The organism is Hyphomicrobium methylovorum (assembly GCF_013626205.1).
Lineage (GTDB): Bacteria > Pseudomonadota > Alphaproteobacteria > Rhizobiales > Hyphomicrobiaceae > Hyphomicrobium_B > Hyphomicrobium_B methylovorum.
Window position 1 is genome coordinate 1,148,225 of record NZ_QHJE01000001.1, and the last position, 26,247, is coordinate 1,174,471.

Annotated in this window: 21 protein-coding genes; 14 read left to right on the forward strand and 7 right to left on the reverse strand. The window is 59.9% G+C overall.

Features of this window, described 5'->3' with window-relative positions:
• Positions 1–348: 348 nt before the first annotated feature.
• The 3 genes from DLM45_RS05655 (at position 349) to DLM45_RS05665 (ending at position 4,354) form a co-directional block, all read left to right on the forward strand.
• Positions 349–1,656 carry a PepSY domain-containing protein gene (locus tag DLM45_RS05655; RefSeq protein ID WP_181336213.1) on the forward strand — a complete coding sequence of 436 codons (1,308 nt, stop codon included), beginning with the start codon at positions 349–351 and terminating at the stop codon, positions 1,654–1,656.
• Between the two features lie 119 nt (positions 1,657–1,775).
• On the forward strand, positions 1,776–2,180 hold the full coding sequence (locus DLM45_RS05660) for a DoxX family protein (RefSeq protein WP_181336214.1): 405 nt from the start codon (positions 1,776–1,778) through the stop codon (positions 2,178–2,180).
• Positions 2,181–2,431: 251 nt separating this feature from the next.
• Complete coding sequence (locus tag DLM45_RS05665; protein WP_181336215.1) at positions 2,432–4,354, forward strand: OmpA family protein; 1,923 nt, start codon at positions 2,432–2,434, stop codon at positions 4,352–4,354.
• 120 nt (positions 4,355–4,474) lie between these two features.
• Here the strand turns inward: DLM45_RS05665 and DLM45_RS05670 are convergent, their stop codons facing one another.
• Both DLM45_RS05670 and DLM45_RS05675 read right to left on the reverse strand, forming a co-directional pair.
• Positions 4,475–5,203: a thermonuclease family protein gene (locus DLM45_RS05670; RefSeq protein WP_181336216.1), complete on the reverse strand. Its 729-nt coding sequence runs from the start codon at positions 5,201–5,203 to the stop codon at positions 4,475–4,477.
• Between the two features lie 108 nt (positions 5,204–5,311).
• Positions 5,312–6,067 carry a pentapeptide repeat-containing protein gene (locus DLM45_RS05675; RefSeq protein WP_181336217.1) on the reverse strand — a complete coding sequence of 252 codons (756 nt, stop codon included), beginning with the start codon at positions 6,065–6,067 and terminating at the stop codon, positions 5,312–5,314.
• Positions 6,068–6,248: 181 nt separating this feature from the next.
• Between DLM45_RS05675 and DLM45_RS05680 the strand changes: the two genes are divergently transcribed.
• Entirely contained in the window at positions 6,249–8,606 is a 2,358-nt protein-coding gene (locus tag DLM45_RS05680) for an AsmA family protein (RefSeq protein WP_181336218.1), read from the forward strand.
• 259 nt (positions 8,607–8,865) lie between these two features.
• Complete coding sequence (locus DLM45_RS05685) at positions 8,866–9,420, forward strand: S-adenosylmethionine decarboxylase family protein (RefSeq protein ID WP_181336219.1); 555 nt, start codon at positions 8,866–8,868, stop codon at positions 9,418–9,420.
• A 266-nt stretch (positions 9,421–9,686) separates the two neighbouring features.
• Here DLM45_RS05685 and DLM45_RS05690 read toward each other — a convergent pair whose 3' ends face one another.
• Positions 9,687–11,138, reverse strand: coding sequence for a DHA2 family efflux MFS transporter permease subunit (locus DLM45_RS05690; protein WP_181336220.1), 1,452 nt, complete (start codon positions 11,136–11,138; stop codon positions 9,687–9,689).
• 271 nt (positions 11,139–11,409) lie between these two features.
• On the opposite strand from DLM45_RS05690, the gene DLM45_RS05695 reads away from it, so the two are divergent.
• The gene (locus DLM45_RS05695; protein ID WP_181338194.1) at positions 11,410–13,353 is read left to right on the forward strand and encodes a malonate decarboxylase subunit alpha; all 1,944 of its coding nucleotides are present in this window, start codon (positions 11,410–11,412) and stop codon (positions 13,351–13,353) included.
• 95 nt (positions 13,354–13,448) lie between these two features.
• Here the strand turns inward: DLM45_RS05695 and DLM45_RS05700 are convergent, their stop codons facing one another.
• On the reverse strand, positions 13,449–14,981 hold the full coding sequence (locus DLM45_RS05700) for a P-loop NTPase (RefSeq protein WP_181336221.1): 1,533 nt from the start codon (positions 14,979–14,981) through the stop codon (positions 13,449–13,451).
• A 121-nt stretch (positions 14,982–15,102) separates the two neighbouring features.
• The gene (locus DLM45_RS05705; protein WP_181336222.1) at positions 15,103–16,449 is read right to left on the reverse strand and encodes a hemolysin family protein; all 1,347 of its coding nucleotides are present in this window, start codon (positions 16,447–16,449) and stop codon (positions 15,103–15,105) included.
• Positions 16,450–16,691: 242 nt separating this feature from the next.
• Here DLM45_RS05705 and mobA point away from each other — a divergent pair, with 242 nt between their 5' ends.
• The 3 genes from mobA to moaA all read left to right on the forward strand — a co-directional run bounded on the left by mobA (position 16,692) and on the right by moaA (position 18,978).
• Positions 16,692–17,309 (forward strand): molybdenum cofactor guanylyltransferase MobA, encoded by a 618-nt coding sequence (mobA, locus tag DLM45_RS05710; protein ID WP_181336223.1) that lies wholly within the window; start codon positions 16,692–16,694, stop codon positions 17,307–17,309.
• 13 nt (positions 17,310–17,322) lie between these two features.
• Positions 17,323–17,877 (forward strand): molybdopterin-guanine dinucleotide biosynthesis protein B, encoded by a 555-nt coding sequence (gene mobB, locus DLM45_RS05715; protein WP_246317169.1) that lies wholly within the window; start codon positions 17,323–17,325, stop codon positions 17,875–17,877.
• 78 nt (positions 17,878–17,955) lie between these two features.
• Positions 17,956–18,978: a GTP 3',8-cyclase MoaA gene (gene moaA / locus DLM45_RS05720; protein WP_181336224.1), complete on the forward strand. Its 1,023-nt coding sequence runs from the start codon at positions 17,956–17,958 to the stop codon at positions 18,976–18,978.
• Between the two features lie 39 nt (positions 18,979–19,017).
• On the opposite strand, the gene DLM45_RS05725 is transcribed toward moaA, so the two are convergent.
• Both DLM45_RS05725 and hpt read right to left on the reverse strand, forming a co-directional pair.
• A complete protein-coding gene (locus DLM45_RS05725) occupies positions 19,018–19,380 on the reverse strand; it encodes a response regulator (protein ID WP_181336225.1) in 363 nt (120 codons plus the stop codon).
• 32 nt (positions 19,381–19,412) lie between these two features.
• Positions 19,413–19,955, reverse strand: a complete 543-nt coding sequence (gene hpt, locus DLM45_RS05730; protein WP_181336226.1) for a hypoxanthine phosphoribosyltransferase — start codon at positions 19,953–19,955, stop codon at positions 19,413–19,415.
• Between the two features lie 170 nt (positions 19,956–20,125).
• Between hpt and ftsE the strand changes: the two genes are divergently transcribed.
• From ftsE to DLM45_RS05755, 5 genes are all read left to right on the forward strand, one after another.
• Positions 20,126–20,782: a cell division ATP-binding protein FtsE gene (gene ftsE / locus DLM45_RS05735; RefSeq protein WP_181336227.1), complete on the forward strand. Its 657-nt coding sequence runs from the start codon at positions 20,126–20,128 to the stop codon at positions 20,780–20,782.
• The gene (locus DLM45_RS05740) at positions 20,766–21,866 is read left to right on the forward strand and encodes a cell division protein FtsX (RefSeq protein ID WP_181336228.1); all 1,101 of its coding nucleotides are present in this window, start codon (positions 20,766–20,768) and stop codon (positions 21,864–21,866) included. The genes ftsE and DLM45_RS05740 overlap by 17 nt, the downstream gene beginning before the upstream one ends.
• A gap of 135 nt (positions 21,867–22,001) precedes the next feature.
• Positions 22,002–22,646: a YdcF family protein gene (locus tag DLM45_RS05745; RefSeq protein ID WP_181336229.1), complete on the forward strand. Its 645-nt coding sequence runs from the start codon at positions 22,002–22,004 to the stop codon at positions 22,644–22,646.
• A complete protein-coding gene (locus DLM45_RS05750) occupies positions 22,639–23,433 on the forward strand; it encodes a lysophospholipid acyltransferase family protein (RefSeq protein WP_181336230.1) in 795 nt (264 codons plus the stop codon). Before DLM45_RS05745 ends, DLM45_RS05750 begins: the two co-directional genes overlap by 8 nt.
• Before the next feature lie 132 nt (positions 23,434–23,565).
• Entirely contained in the window at positions 23,566–25,986 is a 2,421-nt protein-coding gene (locus DLM45_RS05755; RefSeq protein ID WP_181336231.1) for an adenosylcobalamin-dependent ribonucleoside-diphosphate reductase, read from the forward strand.
• The last annotated feature ends 261 nt before the right edge of the window (positions 25,987–26,247 follow it).

The following is a 26,247-nucleotide window of genomic DNA, read 5'->3' on the forward strand; positions in this document are numbered from 1 at the left end:
GTCGGTAATGACGGAGTTGATTTCGTGATGTGCTCGCAAGAAACATCACAAATACGTTTGCAGGCTGATCGATAAAATAAGTCATTCAGGTTCGACATTCGATATGCCGCAATTTCTCGAATTGGCTCTCAGGCATATTAGAAGGACTCTGGGAGACTTGCCGGGCCCGCACTTATGCTCGATCTGCCTACGCTCTTCAGAATAATTATAGACTTTCGGAGCTGTGGTCACAGGCGCGGAGGCTAGGTTCGCCTCGTATTAGTTGACTTATCCGGTAGACATCGGTCTATCAATGCGACAGCGAACCGTGATAATCGGCCCTCACCTACATATTCTGATGGAGACGTCGTGCGGAGTGCTTTTGTTATCGTCCATCGATGGGCAGGACTGTTCATTGCAGTCTTTCTATTCATCGCGGGCCTGACCGGCGCCGTTATTTCCTGGGACCACGAGCTCGACGAGTGGCTCAATCCGAATTTGCATGAGGCCACGCACCAAGGTCCGCCGCTGGCGCCGCTCGATCTTCTGCAGAAGGTTGAGGCCACCGATCCCCGCGGACAGGTGACAAGCGTACCGTTGAGCTTCGAGAAGGGCGAAACCGCAGCGTACTTCGTCGAGCCGCGGATCAATCTGGAAACGGGCGAGCTTTATACGCTCGATTACAATCAGGCGTTCGTCGATCCCGCGACGGGGGAGATTGTCGGCAAGCGCTATTGGGGACGCATCGCGCTCGACAAAGAAAACCTGCTGCCGTTTCTCTACAAGCTGCATTATTCGATGCACATCCCGGACTTTTTCAATTTCGATCGCTGGGGCCTTTGGTTCATGGGCATCGTCGGGATCGTGTGGCTGTTCGATTGCTTTGTCGGGTTCTATCTGACGCTGCCGTCGTTCGTGCGTGGTCCGGCAAAAGTACGCGCACTCAGCGCGATGGATGCTACAGCAGGGCGCGGTGACAGAGGCGGCTATTGGCAAGAGTGGTGGCAGCGCTGGAAGCCTGCTTGGCAGATCAAGCGCAACGCAAGCACCTATCGTCTCAATCTCGACCTGCACCGGGCTTTCGGGCTGTGGCTCTGGCTTATGTTGCTTATCCTCGCATTCACATCGGTGTCGATGAACCTCGGTAACGAGGTGGTGCGTCCGATCCTCAACACCTTCTCCTCACTGACCACGGATGCGTTCGACGACCGGACGCCGACCGCTATGAACAAGCCGATCCCGGCTGTGGTGCCGTTCAAGGACGCCATCGAAATCGCGCAGAAGGAAGCGACGAAGCAGAATTGGGACGAGCCAGTGGGCAGTGCCTTCTATGGCCGCTACTTCGGAGTCTACGCGATCCAATTCTTTCATCCGGGCGACGATCACGGCAGCGGCGGAATGGGCGTGAAAACGCTGATGGTTGACGCGAAGAACGGGGACCTGCTCGGCAGTCGCGTACCTTGGGAAGGCACAGCGGCCGACGTGTTCATGCAGCTTCAATTCCCGCTCCATTCGGGAAGAATTGCGGGAATTCCGGGACGCATTCTCCTGTCTGTCATGGGAGTCGTCGTGGCGTTGCTTTCGTTCACCGGCATCGTCATCTGGTTCAAGAAGCGGCAATCGCGGCTGCGCGTGAAGTGGCGCTCGAACTCAGCAGATACGGCCTCGGACGTATAAGGAAGGACGCATCGGACGGCCTCTAATTCAAACACCCTTTTCGCGCGATTCGATGAATCCCGAATCGACTATGGTTGCGCGATGGGGAAAGCTTCATTTCCACTATTGGGAGACCATCCATGAATACCAGCACGTTGGAACTCTGGGCGCCGCGCGTGCTCAGCATCCTCCGCATCGTCGCCGCCGTACTCTTCTTCGAGCACGGGTCGCAGAAGCTGTTCGATCTTCCACCGAAGGCCGGAGGCGCAACCGGAGCGCCAGAGCTTTTCTCGCTCATCTGGTTTGCGGCGTTTCTGGAAGTGGTTGGCGGGTTCCTATTGCTGATCGGGCTCTTTACGCGTCCGGTGGCTTTCATTCTCTCCGGCCAGATGGCGTTTGCTTATTGGATGGCACACGCACCCAAGAGCGAGTTCCCAGTCCTCAATGGCGGTGACGCAGCAATCCTGTTTTGCTTCATCTTCCTCTATCTGGTGTTTGCGGGCGGTGGCGCCTGGAGCGTGGATGCGAAACGCGGACGCGCCTAAAGTCGAATAAGCTCCAACCGATCTTAAAAGATATGTGAAAGCCGGTAGCCGCTCGCGTGCTGCCGGCTTTTCATTTTGCGCACATTCATCCGAGCTTCATCGGCGTGCGACTATTCATTCGGTATTGGGAGAAGTGTTCCCCTTTTCGCCGCACTAATGCCCCAAGCGAACCATTTTGCTGGCGAGAGTATAGCGACGTGTTTCGATTTGCCGTTACGGCAGACGATGGTGTTAACACCGAAAGGATCTCCATGACTTCACTCCGATGGGCAGCAGTTTCCGCTGCCTCGCTCTTGTCGGCGGTCGCATTGACGTTGCCGGCCTCGGAGGCACAAGCGCAAGCGCCCAGAGGCAACGCAGCTGGCGACGCCGATCAGGATCAGGACAAAAAGCCTCGCCGTGGCGGCGGTGGTGAACAACGCGGTGGCGGCGAGCAGCGCGGAGGCGGAGAGCAGCGCGGCGGTGGCGAACGTCACGGTGGTGGCGGTGGTGAAGGCCGGCCAGAAGGCAGACCCGCAATGAAACCGCAGGGCGGCCGATCGCCATTCCAAAGGTCTCCCGATCGTTCGGCTGAACCTCGTGAACCTCGCAACGCTCCGCAGCAGGAAAAGAGATTCGGCGGCCCCGGACCGGGTAACAATCCTGGCAATCCGGGCGGCCAAGATAACGCACCTCCGCGAAGGACGTTCGAGAAGCGCCCGGCTGGTAATGCACCTTCGATGCAGCCCAAGCCCACGCAAGTTCCTCCGACGCAGACTCAACAGCAGCCGACGCCGCGTCCTCCAATGCCGCCGCCGGTCAATGCTCAGGGAAATCCGCCCGCAGGTAATCAGCCCGGCAGGCCGGAGCGCAACGCTCAGCCACCACGGGACTTCAACCGTCCGGCTGCAAACGCACCTGCGCGTGGCGACACGCCAGCGTCACGTTTCAACAGGTCGATCGACAATCGTGCGATCGATAATCGTCCGGGTGGCGGATACGCTCGACCGGGTCCCGGCGGCCAGCCCACACTTTGGCAGCGTCCTGGCGCGAAGCCTCTTAACGCAGACCAATCACGCCAGCGCTTTGACGATCTACGCAGGGCGCGCAAGGAGAAGGTCGAAAACGGACGGACCATCATCCAGGAACCGGATAAGCGCGTTATCGTTCGGCAGAACAACCGCATGGTCATCCAGCATGACGAGACGGAACGTCTGCGTCGCGTCGCCCCCAATGCCCGCTTCCAACGCGGCAAGAACGGCGGCACGGTGTCTATGATCGATCGTCCCGGCAATGTAAGAATCTATTCGGAAACCGACGAGCGCGGCCAGCTTATCCGCCGTTATCGCCGTGGACCGGATGGGCGCGATGTCATCATCATCGACAATCGTCCTCGCAAGCGCGACAAATTTGGCCGGAATCTCGCCATCGGCGCAGGTATCGGGCTTGGCGTTGTTGCCGGTGCTGCAATTCTGAACTCAATGGTTGATGTGCCGGAACCGCGCGTCAGAATTCCTCGCGATCGCTACATCGTCGACTATGAAAGCGCGAGCGAAGAAGACGTCTACGACGCACTGAGTGCACCGCCGGTCGAGGACTTCAGAGACCGGTACACACTGAACGAGATCCGCGCTACGTCCGCGCTTCGCGACCGTATGCGCCGCGTCGACCTCGACGACATCACGTTCGAGTTCGGTTCATGGGAAGTCGATCCGAGCCAGTATCGTAAGCTGGATCGTGTCGCCAGAGCCATGAAGCGCGTCATCGATCGCAATCCGAACGAGGTGTTCCTCATCGAGGGCTACACGGATGCTGTCGGTTCGGAAGAGGACAACCTCTCGCTTTCGGATCGGCGCGCTGAATCCGTCGCTGAAGTTCTGACGGAAGAATATCGCATTCCGTTCGAGAATCTGACGACGCAAGGATATGGCGAGCAGTATCTCAAGGTACCAACGCAGAGTGCGGAACGACTCAACCGTCGCGTCGCCGTGCGCCGTATCACACCGCTGATGTCGAGCGTTGATGTTCCTCCGCGTCGGCGTGCCGAAGCGGTGCAACCGCCGCCACCACCGCCGCCGGGTGATGACGAGCGTTATGAACATTACGAGTCAGGCCCCGATGTCGGTGGGCCGGATGATCAGGACGGTCCGGCTCAATACGGCGACGGTCGTTACGATCGCGGCCGCCGGTACTGAGAATTCGGCAGACAAAAATCAAGGGCACGCTTTAATGGCGTGCCCTTTTTCTATTCGGAGGTTCGGAGCGCCCGGCAGATGCCGCGAAGCCCGAAGCTCAAAGCGCGATCGATCTTGAAATCAGTTCGACGATACGCGTCGCCAGCCGGCCGCCAACGCTTCAGACTCGCTACAGAACCAGCGTTCGCCGCGCGCGCTATTGATGTTCACGCGATCGTACCAAGGGCTCCACGGCATATGATAGATGTGCCCGTGTGAAGAGATGTTGCCTTTGATCGTGCAGTCTCGCTCGGCCGCGTTGCCGGCGATGCTCCACGTGCCATGGCGAAAATCCCAGGGCGCAATCGCCGTGCCTTCCCAAACGCCAACCTTCATGACGCGGGCTTCGGCTTCGACTGCCACGTATTCCGCAGAATACTTGACGAACGCCCACGCGAATCCGGCACGCACCATCGCTTCATTGATATTGACGCCCGCGACGTAGCATGTCGCCAGGACGCGCCGGTATTTGTCGACTCCGGTTTTATCGCAAACGACGTCTTGCTCATCGATCAGCTCGCGCAGGTACGCGGTCGCGTGCTCTCCACACGCCCACTCGTTGCCTGTCGATGTGTGACACGTCTGGGACGTTTCGGGAGCATCGATCCCTTCGAGACGAATGCGCTCCTGCCCGATTTCGATTGTGTCGCCGTCGATCGCGCGCGCCTGCCCGGCGATCATAAGTGTCGGGTTTTCTGCGGGCAGCGGCGATGAAACGGCCGAGCGGCCTAAAAACGCAAGAAGGATCGCACCGGCTGTTGGACCAATGCGACCAAGGCGAACGGCCGGGACGATTGCGGCAAAACGCATGAAGGAAACGCTGACTGAATCGGGTGTCGCAAAAGGGGCGAGATCGAGTCAGCAATAAAAGAAGTGAAAGTGAGTCTATTCGGCCTCACGTCATACGCGGTTCGCACTCTATCGAGCGGCTGAGATGCCCTTTGCTGAGGCAACGCCGTGTGCGCCGTGGAGCGTGCGCGGGTGGATTTCAGCACCCGTCAAATCTGCGTCGTCAATATTGGCGCCTGTGAAATCGGCTCCGCCCAAGCGGGTGCGCGTCAAGTCCGCGTGAGTCAGGTTGGCGCCGTTGAACTTCGCGTTTTCCAGGCTGTTTCCGCTCAAGTTCGCGTCGGCCAAAACTGCGCCACTGAAATTCGCGGCAGCGAGACTCATCATTGGCGAGATCAAAACTTCTTCGCGCGGATCACGCGGACCAAAGACCGCTGACGTCAGATCCGCGCCGCTGAAATTCACGCCGTCGAACCGGCCATTGAGATTAGCGCCAACCAACCGGGCTCCTGCAAACGTGAGGGTTCGATGTCCTGCAGGACCGTCCATGCTTTCGAATACGTTGGGACGGAGCAAACTGGCGCCAGAAAGATCAGCCGCTGAGAAGTCCGTGCCGATCAGCGTCGCGCGATCAAGCCGCGCCGAGCGCAGGCTGGCGCCGGACAAATTCGATCCCGATAGATCGGCGCCATACAGGTTTGCCCCGTCGAGCTTCGCGCGTTTGAAATCGAGGCCTGCGAGATCGAGACCGGCAAGATTGCGATTCGTCAGATCCGGCTGCTTGTCGCTCGTCGCTGCGAACAGGAGGCGTGTTACGTCTCGCGCCGTCATTTCGGCGGCCGAGACATTGGCGGCCGCTAAGCAGCCCATAGCTATGGCCAGCATTCCTATCGCGCGCGGCAAATCTTCTAATCCTAAGCGCTTGAGCGCCTTGCGGCGCGCGTGAGCCGTATTATCCAGTGCTTCGGCGTATGGAATTGGTGACGCGGAAGCGACATAATGCAACGCATCATATAATAGCCGAGTATCGCGCATACCAGCGAGCATTCGCGATTCGAGGATTCGAATGAACCCGAACACACCACCGCCGCCGCCATTGCCTCCACTGCCGGGCTACCGCCCGAGTTTCGAACGTGCTCCGCTGGGTTCAGGCCCACGTCGCGACCCCTCCAACAATGGCGGGAACAATGGCGGGCGCCGCCGAGGGCCAGCACCGAAGCGCGGTGGCGGGCTTTTGCTCGGCGTTACTTATTTCTTTCTCGCGGTGCTGCTGATCGGCGGCCTTGGCGTCGGCTACCTGTTCCTCAATCCTCCGAGCGATCTCATTCGGCAGAAGATTGCCGATCAAGTTCGCGCGAAAACGGGGCGCGAACTCGTTATTGCGGGACCGGCTGGATTCACGATCTATCCGCTGCTCGGCGTTTCCCTGAAGGACGTTTCGCTGTCGGCGCCTGCTGGAATGGATGGCGGCCTTGTTAAGATGCAGTCGCTCGACGTCAGCGTCGATGCGCTCAGCCTTCTGAAACAAAACATCAACGTTCAATCCGTCGTTCTGCGCAAACCTGTATTCGATCTGCGTATCGACAAAGACGGACGCAAGAATTGGACGTTCGCTGCGGCGGGCGCGCCCATACGGCTGGCCGAAGCCACGACACCTGGTGTGCAGTGGGACGCTGGCGCGATTGTGTTGGCCGCAGCAGAGCAATTGCCGCGCGCCGCTTCTGGGCCGCTCGGCTTCAACGATTTCCAGCTCAATGACGTTCGGCTCGAGGGCGCAACTTTCCGGTTCACCGACGAACGCAAGGGCCGCATCGAGCAATTCAACGAAGTCAATGCGCGCCTCGCCATGCCGTCGATGGACAGTCCGCTGTCAGCGCGCGGTAATCTTGCGTGGCACGGCAAGCGCGTCGACTTTGACGGGAATGTTCGTGACGTCGGTAGCATCGCGGCGACCAAGAAGGTGCGTCTGCAGTTCAACGCGCGCAATGACGTGATTTCGGCGGCCTACGACGGCGGCGTTCAGCTCGACGACGGAATCGTGCTCAACGGCCGCGTGACGGCGCGCACGGACTCGGCACGGTCACTCGCGGCGTGGTTCGGAACGCCGCTGCCTCCCGTGAGCGGCTTTGGCCCGCTTTCGCTGGAAGGTACGCTTACGACCGGCGGCAATGTCACCGACTTTCAAGATGCGATTTTCAGCCTGGACGGCACCGCCGCGAAGGGCACCGTGAAGGTGACGACGGGTGGAGCGCGGCCGGTGGTCGACGCCAATCTCTCGGTCACGGAACTCGATCTCAACAAATACCTGACGAGTGCTGTTTCGGGCGAGATTGCCACGGAGCGTGGTGGAAGCGCGGTTCCACCTCGGCCCGCACCTGCCGCTCAGCCGCAGCCGCGTGGTGACGCCGAGAAGCCGGACGCGATTGAGAACTTGCTGAAGCAGCCCGGCACCAAGGTCTACGGAGCCGCTCAGCGCGCGGGCTGGTCGAGCGAAAAACTCAACCTGACGCTGCTCGGAGTTGCTGATGGAACGGCACAACTGAATATCGGCAAGCTCTATTTCAAAAAAGTGTCGGTCGGGCAGTCGCTCGTGAATGTGGCTGTGAGAGACCACGCGATGCGCGCGACATTTGAAGACGTTCAGCTCTATCAGGGGCGCGGCAAAGGCGTCGTCACCGTCGACGGCTCGAGCGGCACCGCAAATATCGGCGCAAATCTTAGCCTCGCGAAAGTCTCGGCGTTGCCGTTTCTGAGAGATGCCGCGAGCTTTGAATGGGTTGCAGGGAACGCAAATGTCGGCCTGCAACTCGCGGCCAATGGGCAAAGTCAGCTTCAGCTTATCGAAAGCCTTAACGGCAAGGCGCAGTTCAAATTCGCGGACGGCGCAATTGTCGGTTTCAATTTACCCGGCGCGCTCCGCGGGGTTTCCAGAGGCGACTTCTCAGGACTGCGGCGCACGCCGTCCGAGAAGACGGACTTCAGCGCTCTCAGCGCCTCGTTCGCGATCACCAACGGGGTTACCCACAACGAAGACTTACAGCTCGTGAGCCCCCTGCTGCGTGTGACGGGCTCTGGCGTCGCCAATATGCCAGCGCGCACTCTCGACTACACGGTCAGGCCGAAGCTCGTTGCCTCGCTCGAGGGGCAGGAAAGCGGAGACCAGGGTTCGGGAATTGAAATTCCGGTCCGGATTACCGGCTCTTGGGATCGACCCAGCTATCAGCCCGATCTCAAAGGCGTGCTTTCCGACCCCGGAAAAACGGTCGACACCATTAAGCAGATCGGCAAGTCGCTCAAAGGCAAGAACAGCGACGAGATCGTAGACAAGATCTTCGGGAAAAAGAACGGCTCGCCGGAAGCGGAGCAGAACAAGAAGAGCGCCAAGCAGCTGCTCAACAAGTTCCTCGGCAAGGGCGACGAATAACGGCTTGAGCGCTCGAAAGAGCTGCCGAGAGGCGGTCGCAAAAGCGCAATTTCCGAGATAAAAATCGTTCCGTTAAACCTGCGTGAATCTGCGCGCAAAAAAATGTGCCTGTGGGGCAAAATATATCTTGCACCCAGGGGCACTTGGCCTCATATGCACCGTTCTCGTCTGTCCACCTGCCAACATGGTCGAGGTTTTCCAGAGCCAATGAGGTAAGGAGCGGGCGAGTCAAACCTATCTGCTGGTTGGGGAGGGTCATATGGCCTTTAATGACACCCTCTTCCAATTGGGGATGGACTTGACTCGTTCAAGCACCGCCCAAAAGGAAGATTATTCGCGCGCTGCGTTCAACGTAGAAGTTCAGGACCGGAATCCGAGTCCGAGCACCGAGCGAAGTATTTGTACTGCAGGGACTACGATTTATATCGACCTTCACGGCGCAAAGCGCCTCGACGACGTTAAGTCGGCCGAGCGTGCGACAAAGCGTGCTGTCGAAAGCCTGGGCAGGAAACTTAAGAGCCTTCATCTCGATCGCGTCGCCGGTGGCGGCGTTTCGGGCGTGGCTGTTCTGGATTCGGGTCAGATTTCGCTTCAGGCATGCTCGCGATCTGGATTCGCCGCGGTGGACGCGCGTGGTTGCTCCGGGCTGAAGCCCGAAGTGGCGCTGCTCGTTCTTGCGGATGCGTTCGGAGCACGTGAAGCGGTCATTCAGCGTAAACGGGCACTGTCCGACGTTGAATTGCCTGCACTGCGCGTTGTGCCGAAAGCACCGCGCCGCGCACAGCGCCAGAAGGCACAGGCGAAGGCGGCCTAAACCGCCTCGATCCACCTTATCAGCAAGTGCCGCGATCGGATTTCCGGTCGCGGCATTTCTGCGTGGAGAGAGTCTCCTTTGGCGCTGGCGACTCTCCTTCGTCGAGCCGGCCGCCAGCGCAGTCGCGGGGCAGGCATCGATGGCCTTCCTGAGGGAGGTTTCTCCTTGGCGCTAGCGACTCTCCTTTGTCGAGCCGGCCGGAGGTTTTCTCTTTGGCGCTGGCAACGCTCCTTCGTCGAGCCGGCCGCCAGCGCTAGATTGAGCTTCTAGGGAAGCGGGCCTTCGGTGAGGCGCGCGACGCCCTTCGCGGGCTCGGCGGCTTTCAGCGCGTCGGTCGGCAAAAGCGATGCGCCTGCTGAACTCGGCAACCGCATGAACAGCAAGAGCGACAGCGACGAGACCACCGCCATCAAGACGAATACCGGCGGGAAATGCGCCAATGCCAACGGGCCGCCACCAAGTGTGAGCTGGGCGAATTCCAATCCCAACGCCGCGATCGTCACGCCGACCGAACCTGCCAGGTTTTGACCAACCGCTGCGAAGCTCGTCGCGCGGCTGAGATTTTCGGGCGGGACGTCTGCATAAGCCAACGTATTGAGGCTCGTGAATTGCAGCGAACGCGACAGCCCTCCGGCGGCGAACAGCGCGATGATTACGAACACGGATGTCTCGACGGTAAAGAGCGACGGCACCGCGACGAACAGCGTGGCAACCGCGCCGTTCAACAGCAGAACGCGGCGGAACCCGAACTGCCGCAGAATTTTCGCGACCTGCGTTTTCATGACCAGCGAGCCGAGGCCCGTCGTGAACGTCAACATACCACTTTGAAACGCGGTGAGGCCGAATCCCGCCTGGAACAGCAGCGGCAGAAGAAACGGACTTGCACCAAGCCCTGTGCGGAACAGGAAGCCGCCAACGACACCGGCCCGGAACGTCGGGATTGTGAGGAGCCGCAGATCGAGCAACGGATTTGGCGTGCGGAGCGCGTACCAGACGTATGCTACGAGGAGCGCGGCTCCAGCTATCGTGACAGCGAAGCTCGTCTCGGCCGAAACGAGTTCCACGCCCATTAGCGTGACGCCGGTCAGGAATAGCGACAGGCCGGGACCAACGAGAAGAAAGCCGGTCAAATCGAAACTCGACGGCGCATCCTCCCGCACATCCGGAATGTAGCGCGTGATGAGAATGAGCCCCGCGACCGCGACTGGAATGTTGATCCAGAAGATCCAGCGCCAGTTGAAATACGTGGTGATGAAACCACCGAGCGGGGGCCCGAGCACCGGGCCGACCAAAGCCGGGATAGAGAGCCACGCCATGGCGCCGATAATCTCCATCCGCGGCACGGTTCGGAGAACGATCAGGCGGCCGACCGGCGTCATCATCGCCCCGCCGATTCCCTGAAGGATGCGCGCCGCCACGAGCGAGGCCAGACCGGTCGAGAGAGCGCAGGCAATCGAGCCGAGCGCAAATACGACCATGGCCGCTCGAAATACATTCTTGGCGCCGTAGCGGTCCGCCATCCAGCCGGAGGCCGGAATGAACACGGCCAGCGCCAGCAGGTACGTGGTTAGCGCAAGTTTCAGGTTAATGGGATTGACGCCGAGGTCCGTGGCGATCGCGGGAAGCGACGTGGATAGAACCGTCGCGTCGAGGTTCTCCATGAACAGGGCCGTCGCGACGATCAGCGGGATGAGATTGCGGCGAAATAGTTCGTTCATCGAGCGCTCTCTATCACGTATCCAACGTGGCAGTTGCGGATATCAGCCCACCCGGAAAAGCATCGCTGGGTGCGGCAAAAATCACCAGGAGCACTCGGATAGCGCGTGGTTACCCTGTTGAGTGGGGCAAGCATACCTGAGCTCATGTAATTCGCTAAAGTCAGCAACCGGAAGTTCACGACAATAACGAACACCCTTCGGTAACGCGGGCCGACATAGCCCAGCCGTAACTAAAAAGAAGGGCGACACGGGGAAGGACCTAAGGATGAGCATCAATAAGAATAAGGTCGTCTCATCGGATGAGGCGATTGCGCGGATTCGCGATGGCGATGTCGTTACGACGACGGGATTCGTTCAAAGCTGTATCCCGGAAAGCCTGCATGCTGCGCTTGAGAAGCGGTTTGTAGAAACTGGCGCGCCGCGCGATCTGACGCTCATCATGTGCGCGGGTGCGGGCGACAGCAAAGGGCTCGGCACCGGCCGGCTTCATCACGACGGATTGCTGAAGCGCGTTATCGCCGCCAACTTCGGGCGCATGCCGAAAGTTGCCTCGGCCGCGCAGGACAACAAAATCCAAGGCTATAACCTGCCTCAGGGCGTCATTTCCAAACTCTACCGGAGCTGTGCTTCTGGCAGTCCCGGCCTTTTCACAAAAGTCGGATTGCACACTTACGTCGATCCGCGTCTCGGCGGCGGAAAGGTCAACTCGGTCACGAAGGACGACCTAGTCCGACTGGTCGAAGTTGAAGGCAAGGAGTGGCTTTTCTACAAGGCGACACCGATCAACGTCGCACTTATTCGCGCGACGAGCGCCGATCCGCTGGGCAACCTCAGCATGGAGAAGGAAGCGCTGACGCTTGATGTGCTTGCGCAAGCAATGGCTGCGCACGCAAACGGCGGTATCGTTATCGCGCAGGTCGAGCGCATCGTTGCTGACGGTTCGATCAAGCCGAAGGACGTAAAAGTTCCGGGCATTCTCGTGGATTGCGTCGTCGTTGCTGAAACGGCTGAACTGCATCGCATGAACTACGGCGTCATGTACGATCCGGGTCTTGCGGGCGAAGTTCGCGTGACGGTCGATAGCCTGCCGAAAATGAAGCTCGACGAGCGCAAGATCATCGCGCGGCGCGCGGCGTTCGAACTGCCGCCGAACGGGGTAATCAACCTCGGCGTTGGCGCGCCGGATGGCGTGGCAAACGTTGCGAACGAAGAAGGCGTGACGCCCTATCTCGTTATGACGACGGAAGCCGGCGCGGTCGGCGGCGTGCTTGCGGGCGGATCGAGCTTCGGCTCATCGCTCAACGCGCATTCGGTTCTCGATCAAAACCAGATGTTCGACTTCTATCATGGCGGTGGTCTCGATCTGACGTGCCTTGGCATGGCGGAATGCGACAGCCTTGGCAACGTCAACACGAGCAAGTTCGGCGGCCGCCTGAACGGTTGCGGCGGCTTCATCGACATTTCGCAGAACGCGCGTGCGGTCGTGTTCGCTGGCACGTTCACCGCCGGTGGGCTTGAGGTCGCTATCGAGGATGGCAAGCTCAAGATCATCAAGGAAGGCAAGGCGCGGAAGTTCGTGAAGCAGGTCGAGCAGGTTACGTTCGCGGGGCAGTATGCTGCTCAGCGTTCGCAGCCGGTGATCTACGTGACGGAGCGTTGCGTGTTCCAGCTCACCGAGCACGGTCTCGAACTGATTGAAGTTGCACCGGGCATCGACATTGATCGCGATATTCTCGCGCACATGGCGTTCAAGCCGCATATTCACAATCCAGACACGATGGACCCGCGTCTCTTTAGCGACGCGCCGATGGACCTACTTTCCGATCTGATGAACCTGAAGCTCAGCGAGCGGATCAGCTACGATCCGGCAAGCAATCTGCTTTCGGTCAATCTGAAATCCTGGAGCGTGCGCAAGAAGTCAGATGTCGTCGATCTGCAGAAGGCAATCTCGGATGCCTGCACGGCAGCGGGCCGCCGCGTCAACGCTGTCGTCAATCAGGACCGCAGCCGGATCGCCGAAGACCTGTATGACGACTATGCGAACATGGTCGCGTATCTGAAGAAGACCCACTACGCGAACGTCGCCCGTTACGCGACGAGCGTGATCACGCGTGACAAGCTGCAGGATGCGCTGCGGCGGCGCGGGCTGCAGACGCGCGTTTACGATCGTGCCGAAGACGCCATGGCCTCGCTTGAGCGCGAACCGGCTGAGTAAGCCTTATTGCAACGCATAAACTCAAAGGGCGCGAGATTCAGATCTCGCGCCCTTTTGCTTTTTACAATGTTCGATACGAGAAGATGACCGACGCGCTATTCGCGCGTCAGGCCCTTCGCGGAAAGCTCCTCGAGGTATTTGCCCCAGCGCTCTTCTTTCTCGCGGCCGATGAGGTGCAGATAACCCCACGTATAGAGCCCGGAGTTGTGGCCGTCATCGAAGATGAGGCGCGTCGCGTAATTGCCGACCGGCGTCATGTTCACGATCTTCACGTGCTTCTTGCGCGGAACGGTGACGCGTTGCGAGGGCGAATGGCCCTGAACTTCAGCCGACGGACTGACGACGCGCAGAAACTCTGCCGGAAGCTCGAAGCTGCGGCCGTCAGGGAACGCAGCCTTCAGAACCGTTCCCTCGTTCGCGATTTCGAGATGGGGCGGCGGCGTCAACGTTCCCTTGGCGCGTTCCACCTCGCTCCAGGCATTGGCGGCGATGTCGCGGAAAATTTTCGCGTAAACACTTTCCGGCTCGGCGACAGTAACCGGCTTGCCGCTATCGGACGTCTCGCGGATGTCCATATGCAGCGGCACCTCGCCCAGGAACGGTACGCCAAGCGAGCGCGCTTCTTCACGTGCGCCGCCGTGGCCGAACACGTCTGAGCGTTCGCCGCACTTCGGGCAGAGGAAATAGCTCATGTTTTCGACGATGCCGAGGATCGGAACCTCGACGCGTTTGAACATCGCGATGCCCTTGCGCGCATCGATCAACGCGAGATCCTGCGGCGTTGAAACGATGACGGCGCCAGCAAGCGGGACGCTTTGCGAAATGGTGAGCTGAATATCACCGGTGCCGGGCGGCATATCGATGATGAGGACGTCCAGATCGCCTGCGTCGCCCGCCCAATCCGTTTCGCGCAACATCTGGCTGAGAGCGGATGTCACCATCGGGCCGCGCCAGACGATCGGCGTGCCTTCATCAACGAGGAAACCCATCGACATAACTTTGAGGCCCCAACCCGTCAGCGGCTGGATGACCTTTCCGTGCGCGACTTGCGGCCTGCCAGTTACGCCCAATAGACGCGGTTGCGATGGGCCATAAATATCCGCGTCGACAATGCCGACTTTCAGGCCAATCGCCTGCAAGCCGAGCGCGAGGTTTACGGCAACCGTCGATTTGCCCACGCCGCCCTTGCCGGACGCGACGGCGATGATGTGCTTCACACCGGGGACGGGCTGTGCCTTAGACGCTTGGCCTGCATTTGCAGCGGCCGCTGCTTGTCGAGGACCGGCGCCGTCGCCCGTGGCGCCTTTTTCACGCGCTGCGCGAACGCGCGCATGTTCGGGACGATTGATTGGCAGAACCGTTTTGCGCGGCGTGGATTCCGTTGCTTCTGCAGTCAGAACAGCGGTAACGCCCACGACCCCCGGAATGCCGGAAACGACCTTCTCTGCAGCAAGCCGAAGCTGCTCAAGCTCATTGGCGCGATCGGCGGGAATTGTGATCGAGAAATAGACCCGGTCGTCCTTAATGAAGATTTCAGAGACGAGACCGAGTTCAACGATATTGCCTGAAAGATCGGGGCCTTTAACTCTACGAAGCGCAGAGAGCACTTCGTCTTTTTCGACGGGCATGTACGACTTCTCCTGGATTGGATCGCGCTGCGCCAGGCGCTTCCATGTAATCGATATAGGTCGTGACTCGGCGGGAGGGAAGCCATTGCCCCGCTCCACGCCATTTCCGGGTTATGATACGTCAGGACACTCCTGAAGAGTCGGCGGGTTGCTCGCGCGTTGCCAGGATCTTGTCGATCCGGCGTCCGTCCATGTCGATGATCTCGAACTGCCAATCTTCATAGACAAACCGCTCTCCGGTTTCCGGGAGATGGCCGAGACGGAACAGGGCGAAGCCGGCGAAGGTATGGAAAATGCCGCTTTCCGGACGCGTTCGGATGCCGAGGCGATCGAATGCGTCGTGTGCGGACATGGTTCCATCGATGAGAAGCGACCCGTCCTGCCGCTCTACGACGTAGGGCGCTTCCTCTTCTTCGTCCGGCAGTTCGCCTGCAAGGGCTTCCAGCAGATCGGTCTGAGTGACGATGCCGTTCAACGTGCCATACTCGTCGATGACGCAAACGAGACGCGACGGCGCATCCTTAAAGCGGTCGAGCGCGCGGAAGATCGTCGTCGCCTCGTGCACGTTCATCGGCTCACGCACGACGGACAACGGGTCGATCGGGCGTCCTTCTAGAACCATGTCGAGCAGATCGTGTTTCAGGATCATGCCGAGCGGTTCGTCGATCGTACCTTTGCCGACAAGCAACTGATCGTGGCGGCACTCGCGGATCGTTTTGAGAATGACGTCGTGAGGATCGTCGACGTCGATCCACTCGACGTCGCGGCGTGGCGTCATGATGTCGGCGATGCGCCGATCGCCAATGTTGAGAACACGCGCAACGACTTCCTGCTGCTGATGCTCCAGCAAGCCCGCCTTCTGGCTTGCTTCGACCAGCATCTTCAGTTCTTCGGACGAGTGCAGCGCGCCCTCGCCCGCTCCAGGCTGTAAGCCGCAAAGATGCAAGACGAGGTTACCGAGATTGTTGAGAGCCAGAATGACCGGGCGCAGCAAGAACAGGAACCACCGCAAAGGGCGGACAATCGCGAGCGCGGTCGCTTCGCTCCGTTGTAGCGCGAGGCTCTTCGGCGCGAGTTCACCCAACACGATGTGCAACGCCGTGATGATGACGAACGCAATCGCGACGGCAATCGCGTGCGATCCAGCCGTCGCCCAGGAACCTGGAAGCGCTGACAGCCAAGGTTGTATGAGATGCGCCAGTGCCGGTTCGCCAATCCAGCCGAGAGCGAGAGAGGAAATCGTAATGCCGAGCTGAGTAGCGGCGAGATGAGCGTCGAGACTATCGACGGCTCTTTGCAGAACGGCGGCGTTTGCCCGTCCCGTTGCTACAAGTTCGGCAACACGGCTACGCCGTATCGCTACGAGGGAAAATTCTGCAGCAACGAAAAAGCCATTCGCAGCCACAAGGATGAGGACCGACATAATACCAAATATGTCGGTCAAACTACTGCCATCGCCGGTAGGCATGGACTCCTCTCTCAGATCGTTTCAATCGCGTTCGTCGCCGGTCACGCAAGATGCGTTGCCCCATAAACAAAACGGCGGCCCTAGCGGTGCCGCCGCAGTTCATGCCGCCCGAAAGCGGAACTTGGCGGCATGGTAGCCGCGAAACGCTTCGGCGACCAGAGCATGGTTTCGAAGGAATTCGCGTGCGACTTTACGCTTAACACGTACTTGCGGCGGCCTCTGCCCCCGCTTAGCGTGTCGCCATGGTGGAGAAGCAGCGAATTCCTGGTGTCATCCTGGCAGGGGGCCAGTCGCGCCGATTTGGGGGCGGCGACAAGGGGTTGGCGGATTTGGCTGGGCTGCCGGTTCTGGCGCATGTCATCGCGCAGCTTCGTCCGCAGGTGAGGGAGTTGGCGTTAAACGCCAACGGAGACGAAGAGCGATTCGCTGCGTTCGGGCTCGAAACGTTTAGCGATGGCGAATATCCCGGCCTCGGACCGCTCAGTGGCGTCCTCGCCGCCATCGACAGGGCTGAAAAGGCCGGTTTTTCGGTTGTCGCGACAGCATCGACCGACTCTCCCTTCCTGCCCGACGATCTCATTCAAAGGCTCAACGCGCACCGCGGGGACCGCATCGCGATCGCCACGTCGCGCGGACGGCGGCATCCGACGATCGCGCTTTGGCCGGTTTCGATCCGGGAGCAAATCGCTGATGCGCTGCAGCGGCATGCTCTCGGCGTCAACGCTCTAACGGAAACGCTGAACGCAGTTGCAGTGACCTTTCCAATGCGCGAGATTAATGGCGTGGCCATCGATCCGTTCTTCAACGTCAACACGCCTGACGACCTTGCGGCCGCACAAGCGGTGCTGACAAAACCCTGAAAAGCGAGCCTCAATGTCCCAATCGTCCAACGCTCCTTCTTCGTCCATGCCGATGTTCGGAATTGCTGGCTGGTCGAATTCCGGGAAGACAACGCTGATTGAAAAGCTCACGCGACATTTCGCCGAACAGGGTTTGCGCGTCGCCACGATCAAGCACACGCATCACAAGTTCGATATCGACGCGCCGGGAAGCGACACGGCACGTCACCGCGCTGCGGGGGCGGCCGAAACGGCTATCGTGTCGGGTTCACGTGTTGCGCTGATCGAGGAAATCGATTCGGCCGGAGAGCCAGCGCTCGCGACGGTCGCGTCTCGACTTGGCCCGGCCGATATTATTCTGGTCGAAGGCTATAAATCCGCTGCGATCCCGAAGATCGAGGTTCGGCGGGCTGCAGTTGCGTCCGAAAAGCTGCTGGCGGCCGGGGACCCCAACGTTCTGGCTATTGCCGCCGACTACGAGATCGATGGGAACGGAAAACCCGTTCTTAACCTGAACGATGTCGGCGCCATTGCAAAAGTGATCGAAGGGACGCTGGGACCCTTTAAAAGTGTGAAAGTACGCGCCTAACAACCCCCGAAGTACTACCCTTGACGTTTCCGCTTTCTATATGAAACGATGAGACGCGACGTTGCGGAGACTGCAGAAATGTCAGGCGAAAGTGCCCCGATAGCGGCACCACTTGTCGATCCCTTTGGCCGGGGGATCGAGTACTTGCGCGTGTCCGTTACGGACCGCTGCGACTTCCGCTGCGTATACTGCATGTCCGAACACATGACGTTCCTGCCAAAGCGCGATCTTCTGTCGCTTGAGGAGCTGGACCGGCTGTGCACGGCCTTTATACGCCGCGGCGTGAGGAAGCTTCGCATCACCGGCGGTGAGCCGCTCGTGCGCAAGAATATCATGTGGCTGTTCCGCTCGCTTTCGCGGCATCTCGATAGTGGTGCCCTGCAGGAAGTGGCGATTACGACGAACGGCAGCCAGCTGGAAAAGCTTGCGGGCGATCTCAGTTCGGCGGGCGTTAAGCGCATCAATGTTTCGATCGACACGATCGATCCGCAGAAGTTCAAAGCGGTTACTCGCTGGGGCGACCTCTCTACGGTCATGAGGGGCCTCGATGCAGCCGAGAAGGCCGGCATCAAAATCAAGATCAACGCCGTAGCGCTCAAAGGCGTCAACGAAGACGAGATCGCAGATCTTGTGCAGTTCGCGCACGGGCGCGGTGCAGACCTCACCCTGATCGAGACGATGCCGCTCGGCGACATCGGCGAAGATCGGACTTCGCAATATCTGCCGCTCTCAATCGTTCGCGCACGGCTGATGGACCGCTATACGCTGGAAGACTCGCCCTATCGCAGCGGCGGCCCAGCGCGTTACGTCACCGTGAAAGAGACGGGCGGCCGGCTCGGATTCATTACGCCGTTGACGCACAATTTCTGCGAAAGCTGCAACCGCGTGCGCGTGACTTGCACCGGCACGCTTTACATGTGCCTTGGCCAGAATGATGCGGCTGACCTCAGAACGCCATTGCGTGCGTCTGAAAACGACGATCTGCTCGATGCAGCGATTGTTGAAGCCATCGGGCGCAAGCCGCAGGGGCATGACTTCATCATCGACAGGCGGACAAAGGTGCCATCGGTATCTCGGCACATGAGCCTGACGGGCGGTTGATTACCTTGTCGTCTGCTTCGTCTCTTCTGATGCTTCGCATCAGACCAGAACGGCTCTCACGACCTGCTTGATTTGATCGAGCGTGAACGGCTTCGGTATCGACAGAAGCCGACGCGCACGTAGGCGCGCCGCGCGCTCTAGCTGATCCGTAAAACCCGACATCAGAATCACGGCAAGCTGCGGGCTTAGCTTCAGAGCTTTTTCCGCGAGCGATATGCCGTCGAGCTGAGGCATATCCACGTCCGTCACGAGCAGGTCGATGCTGGTGGCGTTACTTTCCATGTGTTCGAGAGCTTCTTGACCGTCCTGGGTGACGTGAACGGTGTGCCCTTCCGAACTGAGGGCCCGCCGCACGAGATCTCGCACGGCGGCGTCGTCATCCGCGAGCAGAATAGTCGCCATGTCTCAGCCACCTCTCTCGACGCCTTTCCGGCTTAATCGACAAGCCGCCCTACAAATGGAAGTTCCCTGTATCTGTGGGCCACGTCCATACCGTAGCCGACCACGAAAACATTTGGACAGGTAAACGCGCAATAATCGGCCTCGATCGAGACGGCGCGGGGCGCATTCTTGTCGAGCAGCACGCACGTTTCGATCCGGGCGGCGCCGCGGGCGGAGAGCAAATCCTTGGCAAAAGCCAGTGTACGCCCTGAATCGAGCACATCGTCGATCAGGATGACGTGACGATTTTGAACATCGAGGTCGAGGTCGCGCAGGATCGAGACCTGGCCGAGCGAAGTCCGGCTTTTGCGATAGCTCGACAGCGTCAGAAAATCGACCTCAGGGGTCAGGTTTGCAGCATGGAGTGCGCGCAGTAAATCTGCAGCAAAAACAAAGCTGCCCTTCAAAACCGGCACGACGAGGAGATTCTGGGGTTTGGCCGCGGCGATCTCACCGGCAAGTGTCTCAAGGCGGGCACGAATCTGGTCGGCGGAGTAAATCGTCTCGATGCGCAATTCAGCGTTCCTATCCGGCATGCAAAATCCTGCTGGTCCTGACTAAAGCCCCGGCCGGGGCTGGGTGTAAGGTTCCTGTGTACACGACGGCGCCACAATCGTAATCGATTGATCAAGCCGGCTAGCCCGTGTCTATACACGCTCGGAGCCCTCGAAGAGACCCGAAGATAACCTGCCAAGGCTGATTCCCCGTGATCCGATTGACCAATGTCGGCCTGAAATACGACAGCGGGCCGGATGTCCTCACCGACGTGACGTTCCACCTCCGTCCCGGTTCATTTCACTTTCTGCATGGCGAATCTGGTGCCGGTAAGACATCGCTCCTGCGCATGATGTTCATGTCGCTGCACCCGAGCCATGGCAAAATTCAAATGTTCAGTGAGGACGTTACGAGGGTCCGGCCGCAGAAGCGCGCGCAGATGCGCCGTCGCATCGGCATCGTATTCCAGGATTTCCGGCTGCTCGATCATCTCACCGTCTGGGAAAACGTGGCGTTGCCGCTTCAGGTCGTTGGAAAGAAGCCCGCAGACTACCGCGAAGACGTGACGGACCTTTTGCAATGGGTTGGTCTTGGCGATCGAATGTATGCTAATCCGTCTGTGCTATCGGGCGGAGAAAAACAGAGGGCTGCGATCGCGCGGGCGGTCATCGGCAAGCCAGAAGTTCTGCTGGCCGACGAGCCGACCGGTAACGTCGATCCGCAAATGGCGCGGCGTCTGCTGCGCCTGTTCGTCGAGTTGAACCGTCTCGGAACTTCGGTCGTCATCGCGACGCACGACCATCAACTTATGCGGCAGTTCAAAGCGCCGCGTATCGAGGTGCATAAGGGTCATGTCCGCATCATCTAGCCGCTTTCCCGGGCATGACGAGCCTGCGATCTCGGCGCAGGGCTATGAGTCCTATGATGACCCCGTGGACGTTCCGTCCTCGATGGCATACGCGCGCCACGACGGTGGCGGATATCCCTCCGGCAACGAAACGACGAGCGATCTTTATGTGCCCGCGCGCAAGAGCGACAACGGGCGCAAGATGAAGGTGACGGCGCCGGTGGTGCCGCCGGGCTCCGTGACGGGGCGTTCGCTGACTCTCGTTATCGCCATCATGTGCTTCCTCGCCTGCCTGACAGCGGGCGCCGTCTGGATGATCAAGGAATCGTCCGACGCCTGGCTTAAGGACATTTCCAGCGAAGTGACCGTTCAGGTCACGCCGCAGGAAAATGCCGATATCGAAAAAGCTGTGGCGGACGTCGTCAACTATCTCGAAAAGCAACATGGCATCGTTCACGCGCGGCCGCTGGGGCTCGAAGAATCCGCCGATTTGCTGCAGCCCTGGCTCGGCAGTGGAGACGCTCTCAAATCGCTGCCCGTTCCTCGGCTGATCGCTGTTGAAGTCGATCGCAATTCACCGCCGGACCTCACCGAAGTCGGCTCCGCTCTTAAACGCGATTTCAAAGGTGCATCGCTTGACGACCATCGGCGCTGGCAACACCAAATTCGCGCCGTCACCCGATCGCTGGCGCTTGGTGGCCTTGCCATTCTGGCGCTCGTCGGTGCGGCAACGACCGCCATCATCGTTTCTGCCACCCGCAGCGCCATGGCGTCCAACCGCGAGATCGTAGAGGTTCTGCATTTCGTTGGCGCGACGGACAAGTTCATCGCGCGCGAGTTCGAAAAGCATTTTCTGCGTCTCGGGATCAAGGCTGGCATTGTCGGGGCGACGCTTGCCATGCTCGTTTTCATGGGCATGCCTACCATCACCGAATTGCTCGGGGGCGGGGCCGTCAGTGCCGTCGAGGTGCAGCGGCTGATCGGTGCCGGGTCGCTCGATGCTCTCGGCTATATTATTCTGGGCCTCGTCGTGGTGACGATCGCGGGGCTGTGCATGATTACCTCACGCGTCGGGGTTTACCGCATCCTGAACGGCCGCCACTAACGGAGGCGCGGGACTGATGCGGGGGATTTTCGAGGCGGCCCGAATGGCCCAGATCGCACGGATCGGTGATAGAATCACCCGTGCGGATAGCTGGCGCACTTGCTTTTCCCGACGCCATCCCGCACCCATTTCGCGATGAGAACGATTTGGAAATGGCTCGTTCTGTTGCTCGCGGTTTCGACGGCGGCGCTGGCGTTCGGGTTCGTGATCTTCGCGGTGACTGTTACGCGCGACGATGCTAGCGGCTTGGATAAAGCTGACGGCATCGTGGTGCTGACTGGTGGCGAACTCAGAATGGAAGCAGGCGCCAAGCTGCTCGGCGAAGGCCGCGCCAAGCGCATGCTGATTTCCGGCGTAAACCGAAAGGTTACGCGCGAAGAAATGCGGCGGCTGCTCAACCTTCAGACCGATACTTTCAACTGCTGCGTCGACCTCGGCTATGAGGCGCTCGATACCGTTGGCAACGCGGATGAGACGCGGACGTGGGCAAAATCCAATGGCTATACGAAGCTCATCATCGTGACTTCGCGCTATCATATGCCGCGTAGCCTTGCGGAGCTGGCGCTGGCGATGCCGGGTGTGACGCTCATTCCCTACGCGGTGACGCCGCGGCGCGTGCCGGAGACAACGTGGTGGCTACACGCTTCGACGACGCGCGTGCTGCTTTCAGAATATCTCAAATATCTGCCAGCCATGGCGCGTCTGACCGCACAACGGGTGCTCGATTGGCGCGACGGGGAATCAGTGGCAGCGGCCGGACCGAAGCATGCCGATGGCTGATCAGACGTCTCAAGGTCCCGGCGCGGCCGTCATCATTCGTTCGCTGGTTTACGGCGGCGTCTTCTACATCGTCACCGCTTTGTATCTCGTGCTCGGCTCCTGGTTGCTTCTCGGGCCGCGTGCCTGGGCAATGAAGGGACTCGAGCTTCATGGGCGGACTGCGGTCTGGCTACTCCGGTTGATCTGCGGAACGAAGTTCGAGGTGCGGGGTCAAGACAATCTGCCGAGTGGCGGATGCCTGGTCATCGCGAAGCATCAATCTGCGTGGGATACGTTCGGGCTTGTGCCGCTGTTTCGCGATCCCGCAATCGTGCTCAAGGACGAACTGAAGTGGATCCCGTTCTATGGCTGGTTCTGCATCAAGTTCGAGCACATTCTCGTTAAACGAGAGAAGGCGTCGGCGGCACTGAAGCGGCTCATCCAGGATGCCAGGCAGCGTCTGAGTGCGGGGCGCGAGGTTGTTATTTTCCCTGAAGGAACGCGCACCATTCCGGGCGCTGCGCCGGACTACAAGCCGGGCTACGTCGCGCTGTATGAGGCGCTTGGTGTCCCCGCGGTGCCGATGGCGCTCAACTCGGGCCTCTTCTGGCCGCGCCGCAGCCTGTGGCGCTACCCGGGGACGATCGTTGTCGAGTTTTTGCCAGCGGTCCCCCCTGGCCTGCCGCGCGCAGAATTCCGCGGACGCGTTGAGCGCGATATCGAGGCGGCGAGCCGGCGACTTATCGAGGAAGCGAGCCGCGAGCCCAATCCGCCGCCGCTGGCGATCTCCGCCACGCAGGCGAATTAGCTGCGAATTCTCGAATATCGGCAGAATTTTTTGGGTTGTAGGTCGCGAAGGGGCTTGCGCATTTCTGACATAGAACATATAGTGAACAATCATTTGTGAATGGCCTTCGCGATCCCCATATTTGGACGTGTCATGCCCGTTTCTTCGCTCCAGCTGCCTGCCATTTCCGACGCCATTTGGCGGCGCAAGTATCGCTTTGCCGGATCGGCGGAGCGGCCTGCGGACGAAACCGTGGAAGACACGTTCCGGCGCGTAGCGGAAGCTGCGGCATTCGCTGAAAAGGGCGGCGAACGCGAGCAACAGAAATGGGCTGAGGCTTTCTACGAGGCGATGGCGGATTTCGGCTTTCAGCCTGCGGGGCGCATCCTCGCGGGAGCTGGGACGGATCGCAACGTCACGCTCTTTAACTGCTTCGTTCTGGGGACGATCCCCGACGATCTCTCCGGCATCTTCGATAGCGTCAAGGAAGCGGCGTTGACGATGCAGGCCGGTGGCGGCATCGGGCACGATTTCTCGACGCTTCGGCCGCGCGGCGCGGCTGTGAAGAGCATCGGCGCGGATGCGTCTGGTCCTGTCAGCTTCATGGACGTTTGGGACGCGATGTGTCGGACGATTATGTCGGCGGGTCAGCGGCGCGGCGCGATGATGGCGACGCTCAGGTGCGATCATCCCGACATTGAGGATTTTATCGCGGCCAAGGCGCAGTCGGATCGCTTGCGGAATTTCAACCTCTCCGTTCTCGTCACCGACCTGTTCATGGATGCGGTGCGGACGGGTTCATCCTGGGATCTGGTTTTCGAAGGGAAGGTCTACAAGACCGTCGACGCGCGGGCGCTATGGGACAAGATCATGCGCGCGACGTATGATTATGCCGAGCCCGGCGTGATCTTCATCGACCGGATCAACGCGCTCAACAATCTCTCCTATTGCGAGACGATCGCGGCGACCAATCCGTGCGGGGAGCAGCCGTTGCCGCCCTACGGCGCATGCCTCCTCGGCTCGATCAATCTTGCGCGGCTGGTGATCGATCCCTTTACGCCGAACGCGCGTATTGACGTTGCAAAGCTTGAAGCGCGCGTCGCGACCGCTGTTCGGTTTCTCGACAACGTCATCGATATTTCCCGCTACCCGCTGACGGCGCAGGCGGAAGAAGCGCGCGCGAAGCGGCGCATCGGGCTCGGTGTTACGGGGCTGGCCGATGCCTTGATCTTTCTTGGCCTCCCCTACGGAAGTCCTGAGGCGCGTGAGCGCGCGGCGGAATGGATGGCCATCATTCAAAACGGCGCTTATCGCACGAGTGCGGCCCTCGCCGCGGAGAAGGGACCATTCCCGCTCTACGACGCGCAAGCTTTTCTTGACCGGCCGAATATCGCGAAACTCGATCCTGATGTGCGCGCAGCTATTGCCGCGCACGGCATACGCAACGGCTGTCTGACGTCGATTGCACCGACGGGTACGATTTCGCTTCTGGCCGGAAACGTGTCGAGCGGTATCGAGCCGGTCTTCGATTTCGTTTTCCAGCGCCGCGTTCTTGGCACCGACCGCACGGCGCAAGAGGAAACGGTTGAAGACTTCGCGCACCGCTTGTTCCGCGAACGTCTTGGAGAGGAAACGCCGCTGACGCCAGCGTTCGTGACGGCGGAGACATTGCAACCCGCCGAGCATGTCGCCATGCAGGCGGCGCTGCAGCCCTATGTCGACAGCGCTATTTCAAAGACGGTCAACTGTCCGGAAGACATCAGCTTCGAGCGCTTTCGCGACATCTACGTCGAAGCCTATGATTTAGGCCTTAAGGGTTGCACGACCTACCGACCCAACCCTGTAACGGGCGCCGTGCTCTCGCGCGCGCCCGCGCCTTCAGCCACCGAGAGTTCTGCACCGGCACAGTCTGGCGTCACTCCCCTCGCCCACTCTTCGCCCGCTGATGCGTCTGCGCGATCAGGCGATGTTGTCTACATGACGAAGCCGCTTGAGCGGGACGCGGCACTCGAAGGCGTCACCTACAAAATCAAATGGCCCGCGAGCGCGCACGCGCTTTACGTCACCATCAACGACATCGTCCGCGACGGGCGCCGGCGTCCGTTTGAAATTTTCATCAATACCAAAAACCTCGAGCACTACGCGTGGACGGTGGCGCTGACGCGGATGATCAGCGCTGTCTTCCGGCGGGGCGGCGACGTGGCATTCGTTGCCGAGGAGTTAAAGGCGGTGTTCGATCCCGAGGGCGGGCGCTTCATGGACGGGCGATATGTTCCGAGCCTGCTCGCGGCCATCGGCGACGTTATCGAACAGCACTTGCACCATATCGGGTTTCTCGCAGGGGGCGAAGCGGACAGCGAAAATCTGCCCGATGCACAGCGGCGTTCAGCTTCGGCTTCGCCACTCATCTCCGAAGCCGGTGGACATCCGCAGAACGCTACGGTGGGTGCCGCCGGTGTACACGGTCCATCGCTCACGGGCGCGCGTGCTTGCCCCCAGTGCGGAGAGCGGTCTTTACGAATGATTGAGGGTTGCTGGACGTGCGCGAGCTGCTCTTACTCGCGATGCGGTTGACGCGCTGGCATTAACCTCAGACCGGGCACTCTTTCGTGTCCTTTGTCCGCTCTCGCCGCATCAACGCCGAACATTTTCCCGTTGAACGCCTCATGTGTTAGCGCGCGTTGAGAATTTCGGCCGCGGAACGCAGCCGGACGAGACAAAGCTGTGCACAATTTGAGTCGTTCTCAACACCTCATTGACCACGCCGAGCGCCGTCCCCCCGGCCCGTCAAATTTTCGATCCAAAGTTCACGATTCCTCACACTGGGGACGGTAT